Origin of the sequence: Streptomyces sp. DT2A-34 (assembly GCF_030499515.1) — a bacterium.
Classification (GTDB): Bacteria; Actinomycetota; Actinomycetes; order Streptomycetales; family Streptomycetaceae; genus Streptomyces.
Window position 1 is genome coordinate 502,952 of the sequence record NZ_JASTWJ010000001.1, and the last position, 15,303, is coordinate 518,254.

General features: G+C 72.7%; 1 protein-coding gene (running past one end of the window). It reads right to left on the minus strand.

The genetic code is table 11. The features are described from left to right. Positions 1–15,278, minus strand: the 5' portion of a protein-coding gene (locus QQM39_RS02300) for a type I polyketide synthase (RefSeq protein ID WP_301994892.1). It extends 14,533 nt beyond the left edge of the window; only the first 15,278 of its 29,811 coding nucleotides appear in the window; the start codon lies at positions 15,276–15,278; its stop codon lies beyond the left edge, outside the window. Positions 15,279–15,303: the final 25 nt, after the last annotated feature.

Genomic DNA, 15,303 nt, shown 5'->3' on the forward strand with positions numbered 1-15,303 from the left:
GAGCACGCGGTGTCGACCGTGACCGCCGGGCCCTCGAAGCCGAACGTGTAGGACACCCGGCCCGAGACCACGCTCGGTGAGCCGCCGGTGCCCTGGTAGCCCTCGGCGTCACCGTCGAGCATCAGGGAGTAGTCGTTGTACATGACGCCCGCGAAGACGCCGGTCCGGCTGCCCTTCAGCGAGGTCGGGTCGATGCCCGCCCGCTCCAGCGACTCCCAGGTCGCCTCCAGCAGCAGGCGCTGCTGCGCGTCGGTGCCGAGCGCCTCACGCGGGGACATCCCGAAGAACTCGGGGTCGAACTGGTCGGCGTCGTGCAGGAAGCCGCCGGAGCGGGTGTACGACGTGCCGACGTGGTCGGGGTCGGGGTGGTAGAGGGCGTCGAGGTCCCAGCCGCGGTTCTCCGGGAAGCCGGTGATCGCGTCGGTGCCGTCCAGCACCAGGTCCCACAGCTCCTCGGGGTTCGTGACCCCGCCCGGGTAGCGGCAGGCCATGCCGACGATCACGATCGGGTCGTCCGCCTGGGCCGTCGCCGCCACCGGAACAGGTGCGGCGGGTGCGTCCGTGCCGAACAGCTCGTCCTTGAGGTGAGCGGCCAGTACGGCGGTGGTCGGGTAGTCGAAGGTCAGCGTCGCGGGCAGCCGCAGTCCGGTGACCGCGCCGAGGCGGTTGCGCAGTTCGACCGCCATGAGGGAGTCGAACCCGAGGCTCTGGAACGCCTTCGCCGGATCGACGCCGTCGGCACCCGCATGCCCCAGTACGGCGGCGACTTCGCCGCGCACCAGGTTCACGAGCTCGTCGAGACGGGCAGTGTCCGTCAGTGCGCCGAGTCGTCGGCTGAGGCTCGACGCCGTCTCGGAGCCGGCGATCGCACGCTGGGTGCGGGTGCGGATCAGGCCGCGCAGCAGCGGGCGGATCTCGCCGTGGCCGCGCAGGGCCGGGAGGTCGAGCCTGAGCGGCAGGAGGGCGGCTTCGCCGGAGGCGATCGCCGTGTCGAAGAGCGCGAGGCCCTGTTCGGGGCTGAGCGGCGGGGTGCCGACTCGTGCCATGCGTTCCGCGTCGGCGTCCGACAGCATGCCCGTACCGCTCCACGCGCCCCAGGCGAGCGAGACAGCCGGCAGGCCGTTGGCCTTGCGGTGGGCGGCCAGGGCGTCCAGGAAGGCGTTGCCCGCGGCGTAGTTGGCCTGCCCTGCGGCGCCGAAGGTGCCGGCGGCGCTGGAGAAGATGACGAACGCGCCGATGTCCTGGGCGAGTTCGTGCAGGTGCCAGGCCGCGTCGGTCTTCGGACGCAGTACGGCCTCCAGCCGTTCCGGCGTCAGTGACTCCACCACACCGTCGTCCAGCACACCCGCGGCGTGCACCACCGAACGCACCGGATACCGCTCCAGCAGATCCGCCACCGCGGCACGATCCGCCACATCACAAGCCACGACCGACACGCTCGCCCCGGCCGCCTCCAGCTCACTGACATCCGCCTCACCCCGGCGGCTCACCAACACCAACTCGTCCACACCATGCGCCTCGACCAGATGACGCGCGATCACCCGACCCAGACCACCTGTACCGCCCGTCACCAGCACCGGCCCTTCGAGCCGCACCGGCTCAGAGGTGACCTCCGCCGACGCGCGGGCGAGGCGTGCCGCGAAGGCCGCGCCGCCCCGGATCCTGAGCTGGGGCTCCTCGCCGGTCAGCGCGCCCGCGGGGACGTCGCCGTCGGTGTCGACCAGCACGAACCGGCCCGGATGCTCCGACTGCGCCGACCGCACCAGACCCCACACCACCGACGCCGCCAGATCACCCTCACGCGTCACGAAGACAAGGCGCTCGGCACGGTCCTCCGCGATCCACCGCTGCACCAGGGCGAGCGCGCGAGCGGCCTCGGTGTGGGCGGAGCCGACGACGTCCGCGCCTCCGGTGATCCGCACGATCTCGGCGTGCCCGTCGGCGGCGTCCGGCAGTGCGACCGGCACCCAGTCGAGACGGAACAGGGAGTCACGGTCCGCCCGGCCGATCTGCTCGGCGGACACCGCACGCGTCACCAGCGCACCGATCGTGGCCACCGGTGCGCCGATGGAGTCGGCGACGGCGATGCGCCAGGCGGAGCCGGTACGGGTCAGCCGGACCCGCAGCGACGAGGCACCGGTGGCGTGCAGCGACACGTTCTCCCACGAGAAGGGCAGACCGGCCTCGCTGCCCTCGAAGAACCCTCCGGCGTGCAACGTCGCGTCGAGCAGCCCCGGGTGCACGCCGAATGCCGAGGCGTCCACGTCCTCCGGAAGCGCGACCTCGGCGAACACCTCGTCACCGCGCCGCCACGCCGTCCGCAGCCCCTGAAACACCGTGCCGTAGTCGAACCCGGCCTCGGCGAACCGTTCGTAGGCCCCGGCGATGTCCAGGGGTTCGGCGGCCGGCGGCCACGCGGTGGCGTCGAAGTCGTCCGTGTGCGTGCCGGCCGCGAGGAAGCCGTCGGCGTGCCGCGTCCACGGGGCGTCCTCGCCGTCGGGCCGCGAGAAGACCTCCACGGTGCGCCGCCCCGACTCGTCCGCCGTACCGACGGACACCTGCAACCGCACCGCGCCCCGCTCCGGCAGCACCAGCGGTGCGGCGAGGGTCAGTTCGTCGACGCGGTCGCAGCCGACCTCGTCCCCGGCGCGCAGCGCGAGCTCCAGGAATGCGGTGCCGGGCAGCAGCACCTGCCCGAAGACGCTGTGGTCGGCGAGCCACGGGTGCGTGTTCAGCGAGATCCTGCTGGTGAACAGGTGCCCGTCCGAGCCGGCGACATCGACCGCCGCACCGAGCAGCGGGTGCTCCACGGCGGTGATGCCGACCGCGCCCACGTCCCCCTTGCGGCGTGCGGTGGCCGGCCAGAAGACCTGGTGTTCGAAGGCGTAGGTGGGCAGGTCGATGCGCGTGCCGCCCGGGTAGAAGGACGTCCAGTCGACGTGGGTGCCGTGGACGTGCAGCCGCGCGAGGGCGGTCAGGGCCGCGGTCGGTTCCGGCTTGTCCTTGCGGAGTACCGGGATGCTCACTGCTTCAGGTGCGTCCTGGGCGACCATCGCGGACAGCACACCGTCCGGGCCGATCTCCAGGAAGGCCACGTCACCCAGCGCCTGGACGTTGTCGTGGAAGCGGACCGCCTCGCGGACATGCCGCACCCAGTACTCGGCGTCGGTCACATCGCCGGAGGTCGTGAAGGGAATCTGCGGGGCGTGGAAGGTGACGCCGTCCAGCATCTCCCGGAAACCATCCAGCATCGGGTCCATCAGCGGCGAGTGGAAGGCATGCGACACCCTCAGCCGCTTCGACTTCCAGCGCTCAGCGATCTTGAGGACTTCGGCCTCGTCACCGGAGATCACCACGGACGCCGGGCCGTTGACTGCGGCGATGGAGACGTTGTCGGTCAGATGCGGCAGCACTTCGGCCTCGGAGGCCACCACCGAGACCATCGCACCACCGGCAGGCAGTTCCTGCATCAGGCTGGAACGGGCCGTGACCAACAGGCACGCGTCCTCCAGGCTCAACACACCCGCGACGTGCGCCGCGGCGATCTCGCCGATGGAGTGGCCGGCCAGGTGAGACGGCCTCACACCCCACGACTCCACCAACCGGTACAGCGCCACCTGAAGCGCGAACAGAGCGGGCTGCGTGTAACCGGTCTGGTTCAGCAGCCCCTCGTCCTCACCCCACATCACCTCCCGCAGAGCCGGGTCGAGATGGACGAGTACGGCATCGAAGGCCTCCGCGAACACCGGGAACCGGTCGTACAACTCCCGCCCCATCCCCAGCCGTTGCGACCCCTGCCCCGAAAACAGGAAGGCAAAAGGCTTACGCCCGGCCACACCTCGGGCGAGTTCCACACCGTCCAGCAGCACCGCACGGTGATCGAACAACGTACGCGTCGTCAGCAGCGAGAACCCGACGTCCACCGGATCCCCGTCGAGCTCCTTGATGCGTTCGATCTGGCCCGACAGCGCCGCCTCGGACCTGGCGGACACCAGCCACGGCACGCCACCGACGGGCTCCGTGTCCGGGGCGACCGACGTCTCCCCGACCGGCGACTCCCCGACCGGCTGCTCAAGAATCACATGCGCGTTGGTGCCGCTGACGCCGAACGACGACACGGCCGCGCGACGCGGCCGGTCAGCTGAAGGCCACTCGACAGGACCGCCCAGCAGCTCCACCGACCCCGACTCCCAGTCCACCTGGGACGACGGCTCCTCCACATGCAGCGTCCGCGGAAGCACGCCGTGCTCCAGCGCCTTGACCATCTTGATGATGCCCGCGACACCCGCGGCGGCCTGGGTGTGGCCGATGTTCGACTTCACCGAGCCCAAGTACAGGGGCACATCGCGGTTCTGGCCGTACGTCGCCAGCAGGGCCTGCGCCTCGATCGGGTCGCCGAGCGACGTACCCGTACCGTGCGCCTCCACCGCGTCGACATCGAATGTGGACAGCCCGGCCGATGCGAGCGCCTGCCGGATGACGCGCTGCTGCGAGGGACCGTTCGGCGCCGTAAGGCCGTTGGAGGCACCGTCCTGGTTCACCGCCGAGCCCCGCACCACCGCCAGGATCCGGTGACCGTTGCGCACCGCGTCCGACTGACGCTCCAGCACCAGCAGACCGACGCCCTCACCCCAGCCCGTGCCGTCCGCCCCGGCGCCGAACGCCTTGCAGCGGCCGTCGGCGGACAGGCCGCGCTGGCGGGAGAACTCGACGTAGGTGGTGGGGGTGGACATCACGGTGACGCCGCCGGCGAGGGCGAGGGTGCACTCCCCCTGCCGCAGGGCCTGTGCCGCGAGGTGGAGCGCCACCAGCGACGACGAGCACGCGGTGTCGACCGTGACCGCCGGGCCCTCGAAGCCGAACGTGTAGGACACCCGGCCGGAGGCGACGCTGCCGGCGCTGCCCTGGCCCTGGTGGCCCTCGAAGTCGTCGCCGTCCAGGAGGGAGGCGTAGTCGTTGTACATCACGCCGGCGAACACGCCGGTCGCGCTGCCGCGCAGGGACGTCGGGTCGATACCGGTGCGTTCCAGCGCCTCCCAGGTCGTCTCCAGGAGCAGGCGCTGCTGTGAGTCGGTGGCGAGGGCCTCACGCGGGGACATGCCGAAGAACTCGGGGTCGAACTCGCCCGCCTGGTGCAGGAATCCGCCGGAGACGGAGTACGTCGTGCCGAGGTGGTCGGGGTCGGGGTGGTAGAGGGCGTCGCGGTCCCAGCCCCGGTTGGCCGGGAACTCGGTGATGGCGTCGACGCCGTCGGCGACGAGCCGCCACAGGTCCTCGGGCGAGTTCGCTCCGCCGGGGTAGCGGCAGGCCATGCCGACGATGACGATCGGGTCGTCGGTCGTCGACAGCGGCGCGGGGAGCAGCCCGGCGGTGTCCCGGTCGGCGCCGAACAGCTCGTCCGCGAGGTGGGCGGCCAGTACGGCGGCGGTCGGGTAGTCGAAGGTCAGCGTCGCGGGCAGCCGCAGTCCGGTGACCGCACCGAGGCGGTTGCGCAGCTCGACCGCGGTGAGGGAGTCGAAACCGAGGCTCTGGAAGGCGCGTTCGGGGTCGACGGTACCGGCGCCCGCGTGGCCGAGTACGGCGGCCACCTCGGTACGCACCAGTTCCAGCAGCGACTCCAGGCGGGCTTGCTCGGGGAGTGCGTCGAGCCGTCGTACGAGGGAAGCGGCGGTGGCCGAGGCGGCGGTCCGCTTGGTGCGGGTCCGGACGAGTCCGCGCAGGACGTCGGGGATCTCGCCGCGCGCACGCAGGGCTGCGGTGTCGAGGCGCAACGGCAGCACCAGCGCATCGCCGGTGGTGAGGGCGGCGTCGAACAGCTGGATGCCCTGGTCAGGGGTGATCGGCGGCATGCCGGACCTGTTCAGCCGCTCAGCGTCGGCTCCGTCGAGCATGCCGGTCTGGTCCCAGGCGCCCCACGCCAGGGACAGGCCCGGGAGGCCGAGCGCGCGGCGGTGGGCGGCGAGGGCGTCGAGGAACGTGTTGCCCGCGGCGTAGTTGGCCTGTCCGGCCGTTCCGAAGAGGCCGGACGCCGAGGAGTAGAGGACGAACGCGCTGAGGTCCTGGGCGAGTTCGTGCAGATGCCAGGCCGCGTCGATCTTCGGCCGCAGAACGGCCTCCAGCCGCTCCGGCGTCAGTGACTCCACCACACCGTCGTCCAGCACACCGGCCGCATGCACCACCGAACGCACCGGATACCGCTCCAGCAGATCCGCCACCGCGGCACGATCCGCCACATCACAAGCCACGACCGACACACTCGCCCCGGCCGCCTCCAGCTCACTGACATCCGCCTCACCCCGGCGGCTCACCAACACCAACTCATCCACACCATGCGCCTCGACCAGATGACGCGCGATCACCCGACCCAGACCACCCGTACCGCCCGTCACCAGCACCGGCCCCTCAAGCCGCACGGGCTCGGCGGGGGCGGTGAGGCGGACGACGCGCGGGACGCTCACCACGCCGTCACGGATCCGGAGTTGCGGCTCGGCGCCGCTGAGTACGCCCGTGGGCAGGTCGCCGTCAGTATCGGTGTCGGTGTCGACCAGCACGAACCGGCCCGGATGCTCCGACTGCGCCGACCGCACCAGACCCCACACCACCGACGCCGCCAGATCACCCTCACGCGTCACGAAGACAAGGCGCTCGGCACGGTCCTCCGCGATCCACCGCTGCACCAGGGCGAGCGCGCGAGCGGCGAGCTCATGGGCCGACGCGACGACGTCGCCGTCGCTCACCAGGTACTCGACCACGGCGTCGGCGTCGGGGGCTTCGGGCAGCGCGATCGGGGTCCAGTCCAGGCCGAACAGCGAGTCGGTGGTGGCGGCGAGCTGCTGTGCCGAGACGGCGTGGGTGAGCAGGGAGCCGACGGAGGCGACGGGTGCTCCGGCCGTGTCGGCGAGCGCGAGGGACAGGGTGTTGTCCCCGCTCGTCGTGAGGCGCACCCGCAGCGCGGTCGCGCCCTCCGCGTGCAGCGAGACGCCCTCCCACGAGAACGGCACGGCTCCCTCGGTGCGCTGCCGCGCGAAGGCCACCGCGTGCAGGGCGGCGTCGAGCAGCGCCGGGTGGATGCCGAAGGTGCCGGGCTCCACGCCGTCGGGCAGCGCGACCTCCGCGAACACCTCGTCACCGCGCCGCCAGACAGCACGCAGGCCCTGGAAGACCGGGCCGTACTCGAAGCCGCGGTCCGCGAAGGCGTCGTAGCAGCCCTCGATGTCGACCCGTTCGGCATCGGCCGGCGGCCAGACGGCGGCGTCGAAGTCCGCTGTCTCCGCGGCCGGGGCGAGGAAGCCGGTCGCGTGCTCGGTCCACGGCTGGTCCGCCGCGTTCTCGGGCCGGGTGTGCACGGCGACGGGCCGGCGTCCGGCGGTGTCGGCGATGCCGACGCGCAGTTGGAGCTGGGTCGCGCCCTCGACGACGAGCGGCACGGACAGGGTCAGTTCCTCGACCCGGCCGCAGCCGACCTCGTCCCCGGCACGCAGCGCGAGTTCGACGAGCGCGGCACCGGGCAGGAGGGTGCGGCCGTGCAGCGTGTGGTCGGCGAGCCAGCGGTGGGTGCGGGGCGACAGCCGCGAGGTGAACAGGAGCCCTTCCGCTCCGGCGAGTTCGACAGCCGCGCCGAGGAGGGGGTGGCCGACGGAGTCGAGGCCGGCGGACCGCACGTCCGACGTGCTCGACGCCTCGGGCCAGAAGCGCCGGCGTTGGAAGGCGTAGGTGGGCAGGTCGACGCGGGTGCCGCCCGGGTAGAAGGACGTCCAGTCGACGTGGGTGCCGTGGACGTGAAGCCGCGCGAGGGCGGTGAGTACGGCGTCCTCCTCCGGCTTGTCCTTGCGCAGGACCGGGATCGCGACCGCGTCAGCCGTGTCCTGGGCGACCATGGCGGACAGCACTCCGTCCGGGCCGATCTCCAGGAAGGTCACACCGCCGAGAGCCTGGATGTTGTCGTGGAAGCGGACCGCTTCGCGGACGTGCCGCACCCAGTACTCGGCATCGGTCACATCGCCGGACGCCGCGAAGGGGATCTGCGGCTCACGGAACTCGATCTCGCCGATCGCCTCCCGGAAGTCCTCCAACATCGGGTCCATCAGCGGCGAGTGGAAGGCGTGGGACACCCGCAGCCGCTTGGACTTCCAACGCCCGGCGATCTCAAGAACCTCGGCCTCGTCACCCGCGATGACCACGGAGGCCGGGCCGTTGACGGAAGCGATGGAGACCTTGTCGGTCAGGTGCGGCAGCACCTCCTCCTCGGAGGCCACCACCGAGACCATCGCACCACCAGCAGGCAGCTCCTGCATCAGACTGGAACGCGCCGTGACGAGGAGGCACGCGTCCTCCAGGCTCAACACACCCGCGACATGCGCCGCCGCTATCTCACCGATGGAATGACCAGCCAGGTGATCGGGCTCAACGCCCCACGACTCCACCAACCGGTACAGAGCCACCTGAAGCGCGAACAACGCAGGCTGCGTATAACCGGTCTGGTTCAGCAGCTCCTCGTCCCCACCCCACATCACGTCCCGCAAGGCCGGGTCGAGATGGACGAGTACGGCGTCCAAGGCCTCCGCGAACACCGGGAAGCGGCCGTACAACTCCCGCCCCATACCGAGCCGTTGCGAACCCTGACCCGAGAACAGCAACGCAAGCGGCTTACGGCCGGCCACGCCCCGGGCAAGCTCGACACCGTCCAGCAGCACCGCACGACGGTCGAACAACGTACGCGTCGTCAGCAGCGAGAACCCGACGTCCACCGGATCCCCGTCGAGCTCCCGGACCCGCTCGACCTGCCCGCGCAGCGCCACCTCGGACTTCGCGGAGACGATCCACGGCGTCCTGCCAGGGGTGGCGTCCGTGGTCGCCGGTTCGGCGGCGGCAGGGCCCTGTTCGAGGATGACGTGCGCGTTGGTGCCGCTGACGCCGAAGGACGAGACACCGGCCCGGCGGGGGCGGTCGGCGGTCGGCCACGGGGTCCGCTCGACCGCGAGTTCCACCGCTCCGGCGGACCAGTCGATGTGCGACGAGGGCTGGTCGACGTGCAGGGTCTGCGGCAGTGCGCCGTGCTGCATCGCCTGCACCATCTTGATCACTCCGGCGACGCCGGCGGCGGCCTGGGTGTGGCCGATGTTGGACTTCACGGAGCCGAGCAGGAGGGGCTGTTCGCGGTCCTGGCCGTAGGTGGCCAGCAGGGCCTGCGCCTCGATCGGGTCGCCCAGTGTCGTACCGGTACCGTGTGCCTCGACCGCGTCCACGTCGGAGGTGGACAGTCCGGCCGATGCGAGCGCCTGCCGGATGACGCGCTGCTGCGACGGACCGTTCGGCGCGGTCAGACCGTTCGACGCACCGTCCTGGTTCACCGCCGAGCCCCGCACCACCGCCAGGATCCGGTGGCCGTTGCGGACGGCGTCCGACTGACGCTCCAGGACCAGCAGACCGACGCCCTCACCCCAGCCCGTGCCGTCCGCGCCGTCGGCGAAGGACTTGCAGTGGCCGTCGGCCGCGAGGCCGCGTTGGCGGGAGAAGGCCACGAAGGAGCCGGGGGTGGACATCACCGTCACACCGCCCGCGAGGGCGAGGTCGCACTCGCCGCCCCGCAGCGCCTGCGCGGCCAGGTGGAGGGCGACCAGGGAGGACGAGCACGCGGTGTCGACGGTGACCGCGGGGCCCTCCAGGCCGAAGGTGTAGGCGACGCGGCCGGAGAGCACGCTCTGCGCGGTGCCGGTGCCCTGGTAGCCCTCGAAGGCCTCGTCGCCGACGAGGGTGCTGTAGTCGTTGGTCATGACGCCGGCGAAGACGCCGGTGCGCGAACCGCTCAGCGAGGTCGGTGCCACGCCCGCCCGTTCGAACGCCTCCCATGCCGTCTCCAGGAGGAGGCGGTGCTGGGCGTCGGTGGCCAGGGCCTCGCGGGGCGACATGTCGAAGAAGTCGGGGTCGAACAGGTCGGCGTCGTGCAGGAAGCCGCCCCGCATGACGTGGGTGGTGCCGGGGTGGTCGGGGTCCGGGTGGTGGAGGGACTCCAGGTCCCAGCCCCGGTTGTCCGGGAAGCCGGTGACGCCGTCGCGGCCCTCGATCACCAGCTGCCACAGGTCCTCGGGGGAGGCGACGTCGCCCGGGTAGCGGCAGGCCATGCCGACGATGACGATCGGGTCGTCGGTCGTCGGCAGCGGCGCGGGCAGCGGCCCGGCGGTTTCCTGGTCGTCGCCGAACAGTTCGTCGCTCAGGTAGGCGGCCAGCGCGGCCGGGTTCGGGTAGTCGAAGATCAGCGTGGCGGGCAGGCGGATGCCGGTCGACGCGGTGAGGCGGTTGCGCAGTTCGACGGCGGTGAGCGAGTCGAAGCCGAGGCCCTGGAACGTTCGGGTGTGGTCGACGTCGTCGGCGCCGCCGTGGCCGAGCACCGTGGCGACGTCGGCGCGGACCACGTCCAGCAGCGCCGTCAGGCGCTCGTCGCGGGTGGCCCGGGCCAGCGACTGGGCGAGTCCGGTGGCGGCCCCGGCCCCCACGGCGGCGGCGCGGCGGCGCGGTGACTTGATCAGGCCGCGCAGCAGCGGGGGCGTCTCCGGGAGGCGGCGCAGGGTGGGCAGGTCGAGGCGGAGGGGCAGCAGGACGGGCTCGGCGGCGGCCACGGCTCCGTCGAAGAGGGCGAGGCCCTGCGTCACGGTGAGCGGCGGCATGCCGGAGCGCTCGACGCGCCGCAGGTCGGCGTCGGACATGGCGCTCGTCATGCCGACCGACTGCTCCCAGGCGCCCCACGCCAGCGCCACGGCGGGCAGGCCCTGGGACCTGCGGTGGCGGGCGAGGGCGTCCAGGTAGGCGTTGGCGGCGGCGTAGTTGGCCTGGCCGGCGCCGCCGAAGGTGCCGGCCGCGGAGGAGAACAGGACGAACGCCGAGACGTCACCGGCCAGTTCGTGCAGGTGCCGTGCGGCGTCGGCCTTGGCCCGCAGGACGGTGCCGACGCGCTCCGGGGTCAGCGCCTCGACGACGCCGTCGTCCAGGACGGCCGCCGTGTGCACCACGGCGCCCACGGGGTGCCGTTCGAGGAGGGCGGCCAGCGCGGCCCGGTCGGACACGTCGCAGGCCTCGATCTCGACGTGCGCGCCGAGCCCGGTCAGTTCGGCGGTCAGCTGCCGCGCGCCGTCGGCGTCGGGGCCGCGTCGGCTGACCAGCAGCAGGTCGCGTACGCCGTGCCGTTCGACCAGGTGCCGGGCCAGGACCGCGCCGAGGCCGCCGGTGCCTCCGGTGATCAGCACGCGGCCGTTCCAGGTGAGGGTCTCCAGGGGCAGTGCCACGCGGGCCAGCCGTGCGGCGCGCACCTCGCCGTCGCGGACGGCCAGGCTGGGTTCGCCCGTGGCCAGGGCCGCGGACAGCAGGTCGGGGGCGTCGACGTCCGCCGTGTCGGCGTCCACGCTGTCGACGTCCACCAGCGCGAACCGGCCGGGGTGTTCCGACTGGGCCGAGCCGACCAGGCCGCGTACGGCCGCCGCGGCGAGGTCGTCTCCCTCGATCGCGCCACGGGTGACGAACACGAGCCGTCCCGGCCGGTCCTGGCGCAGCCAGTCCTGGACGAGGCCCAGGGCGCGGGAGACCGCCGTGTGCACGTCCGCACCGCCGGCGAACGGCACGAGCACGTCGTCGACATCCGCGTCCGCGGCTACGGCGTCCAGGTCGTCGTACACGGGTCCCAGACCGGGGTCCACCACGTTCTGGCCGAGGCCGAGCGCGTCCGGCCCGAGGACCGCGACGCTCCGTCCCACGCTCTGCGTCGTCGGCTCGACGGGGGTCCACTCGACCTTGAACAGCGAGTCGCGCTCGACGCCGGAGGCGGTCGGCGTGCCCTGCTCGTCGGCCGGGACGGGCCGGGTCTGCAGCGCCTCCACGGATGCCACCGGCGCGCCCGCCGGATCGGCGACGGCGATCTCCATCGAGCCGTCGGCGCCGCGCGCCAGCCGCACCCGTACCGTCGAGGCGCCGGAGGCGTGCAGGGTCACGCCCTGCCAGGAGAACGGCAGTCCGCCCCGGCTGATGGAGCCGAGGTCACCGAATCCGGCGGCGTGCATGCCCGCGTCGAGCAGGGCGGGGTGCAGTCCGTAGGAGGTGGCGTCCGCGTCCTCGGGCAGCGTGACCTCGGCGAAGACGACGCCGTCGCCGCCTCGCCACACCGCGCGCAGGCCGCGGAAGACGGGCCCGTAGTCGAAGCCCAGCTCGGTGAAGCGGTCGTAGGAGCCCTCGATGTCGACGGGTTCGGCGCCGGCGGGTGGCCACTGCGCGGCGTCGAACGTGACCGTGGGGGCTCCGGGCCCCAGCACACCGCTCGCGTGCTGGAGCCACGGGGAATCGATGTCTCCCTCGGGGCGGGAGAAGACCGCGACGGATCGCCGGCCGGTCTCGTCGGGGGCTCCGACGGAGACCTGCACCTGTACGGCGCCCTGCTCGGGCAGCACGAGGGGCGCGGCCAGCGTGAGTTCGTCGACGCGCTCGCAGCCGACCTCGTCGGCGGCGCGTACGGCGAGTTCGAGGAACGCGGTGCCCGCGAACAGCACGCGTCCGCCGACGACGTGGTCGGCGAGCCACGGGTGGGTGTTCAAGGAGAGCCGGGAGGTGAACAGGAACCCGGCGGAGTCGGCGAGTTCGACCGCCGCGCCGAGCAGCGGGTGCTCCACGGTGCCCAGGCCGGCGGCGCGGACGTCACCGGTCGGGGCGGCGGGGCGCGGCCAGTAGCGCTCGTGCTGGAACGGGTACGTAGGCAGGTCCACGCGGCGGGCGCCGGTGCCCTCGAAGAGCGGCGCCCAGTCGACGGTCACACCGCTCACGTGCAGCCGCGCCAGCCCTGTGACCAGCGCGGACTCCTCCTCGCGGTCCTTGCGCAGCACGGGGACGGCGACCGCGTCGGGGGCGGTCTCGGCGACCATCGCGGACAGCACGCCGTCCGGGCCCAGTTCGAGGAAGGCGGTCACGCCCTGGTCGTGCAGGCGGCGTACGTTGTCGTGGAACCGCACGGCTTCGCGGACGTGCCGCACCCAGTACTCGGGGTCGGTCACGTCTCCCGTGGCGGCCACGGGAATCGAGGGGTCGTTGAAGGACAGGCCGCCGACGGCGGTGCGGAAGTCCTCCAGCATCGGTTCCATCAGGGGCGAGTGGAAGGCGTGGCTGACCTGCAGCCGCTTGGCCTTGCGGTCACCGAGCCGGGCGACGACCTCCGCGACCTCCGTCTCGTCGCCCGCGACCACCACGGCGGACGGGCCGTTGACCGCGGCGATCGAGACACGGTCGGTGAGATACGGCAGCACCTCCGCCTCGCTCGCCTGGACCGCCACCATCGCGCCGCCCGCGGGCAGCGCCTGCATCAGCCGGGCCCGCTCCGACACCAGCGTGCAGGCGTCCTCCAGCGACAGCACCCCGGCCACATGCGCGGCCGCGATCTCGCCGATGGAATGGCCCGCCAGCTGGTCCGGGGTGATCCCCCACGACTCCACCAGCCGGTAGAGGGCCACCTGGAGCGCGAACAGCGCGGGCTGGGTGTGACGGGTCTGGTTCAGCAGCTCCGCGTCCGCACCCCACATCACCTCGCGCAACTGCGGGTCCAGGTGGGCGAGTACGTCGTCCAGCGCGCCCGCGAAGACCGGGAAGCGGTCGTACAACTCCCGCCCCATACCGAGCCGTTGCGATCCCTGCCCCGAGAAGAGTACGGCGAGACCGGTCTCCGCGTTGGCGACGCCGGTGGCGAGTTCGGTGCCGTCGGGGAGTAGTACGGCGCGGTGTTCGAGGGCGGCGCGGGTGGTGGCGAGGGTGTGGCCGACGTCGACCGGGGAGAGGGTGGCGGCCGCGGTCGTGAGCCGGGCTCGCTGCGCCTGCAGGGCGGTGGCCGAGCGAGCGGAGACCGCCCACGGGACGATGCCGGGGGTGACGGTGGCTTCCTCGGCGGTGTCGGGCTGTGCCGGGGCCTGCTCGATGATGACGTGGGCGTTGGTGCCGCTGACGCCGAACGCGGACACTCCCGCGCGGGAGGGCCGGTCGGCGGCGGGCCAGGGCCGCGCGGAGGTCAGCAGCTCCACCTTGCCGGAGTCCCATTCGACGTTGGTCGACGGGGTGCCGACGTGGAGGGTCCGGGGCAGCAGTCCGTGCTGGAGGGCCATGACCATCTTGATGACGCCGGCGACACCGGCCGCGCCCTGCGGATGGCCGATGTTGGACTTGATGGAGCCCAGCAGCACCGGGTTCTCGCGGTCCTGGCCGTACGTGGCGAGTACCGCGCCCGCCTCGATGGGGTCGCCGAGCGTGGTGCCGGTGCCGTGCGCCTCGACTGCGTCCACGTCGGCGGCGGACAGGCCGGCGTTGGCCAGCGCTTTGCGGATCACGCGCTGCTGCGACGGCCCGTTCGGCGCCGTAAGGCCATTCGACGCTCCGTCCTGGTTGACGGCCGAGCCGCGCACCACGGCCAGGATCCTGTCCCCCGCGCGCCGCGCGTCGGAGAGGCGCTTGAGCACCAGCACGCCGACGCCTTCGGCCCAGCCGGTGCCGTCGGCGTCGTCGGAGAACGCCTTGCAGCGGCCGTTGCCGGCGAGACCGCCCTGGGAGGTGAACGCGGCGAACCCGGCGGGCGTCGTCATGACCGCGACGCCACCGGCGAGCGCCAGGTCGCACTCGCCGCCGCGCAGCGCCTGGGCCGCGAGGTGCAGCGCGACCAGGGACGAGGAGCAGGCGGTGTCGATGGTGACGGCCGGGCCCTCCAGGCCGAGCAGGTAGGAGATACGGCCCGACAGCACGCTCGCGGCGAACGCGGTGGTGGCGTAGAGACCGACGTCCTCGGCGGACCGGGCAAGCAGGTCGGCGTAGTCCTGGGAGGTGGTGCCCAGGAACACGCCGGTCTGGGTGCCCCGCAGCGAGGAGGCGTCGATGCCCGCCCGCTCCAGCGCCTCCCAGGAGGTCTCCAGGAGGAGGCGCTGCTGCGGGTCCATGACGACGGCTTCCCGCGGCGAGATCCCGAACAGTCCGGCGTCGAAGCCCGCCACGTCGTCCAGGAAGCCGCCCTCGGCGGTGGCGCTCGCCAGCGCCGCCGTGTCCCAGCCGCGGTCGGCCGGGAACGGGCCGATGACGTCGCGCCCCTCGGCCACCACCTGCCACAGGTCCTCCGGCGAGGCCACCCCGCCGGGGTACCGGCAGCCGATGCCGACGATCGCGATGGGCTCCACCGCCGCCGCGATCAGCTGCTGGTTCTGCTTCCGCAGCCGGTCGACCTCCTTCAGTGACGACCGAAGTGCCTCGACGTACTGGTTGGCAGAGGAGGTCATCGCGCTTCCTTCTGGGGGTCGGCCG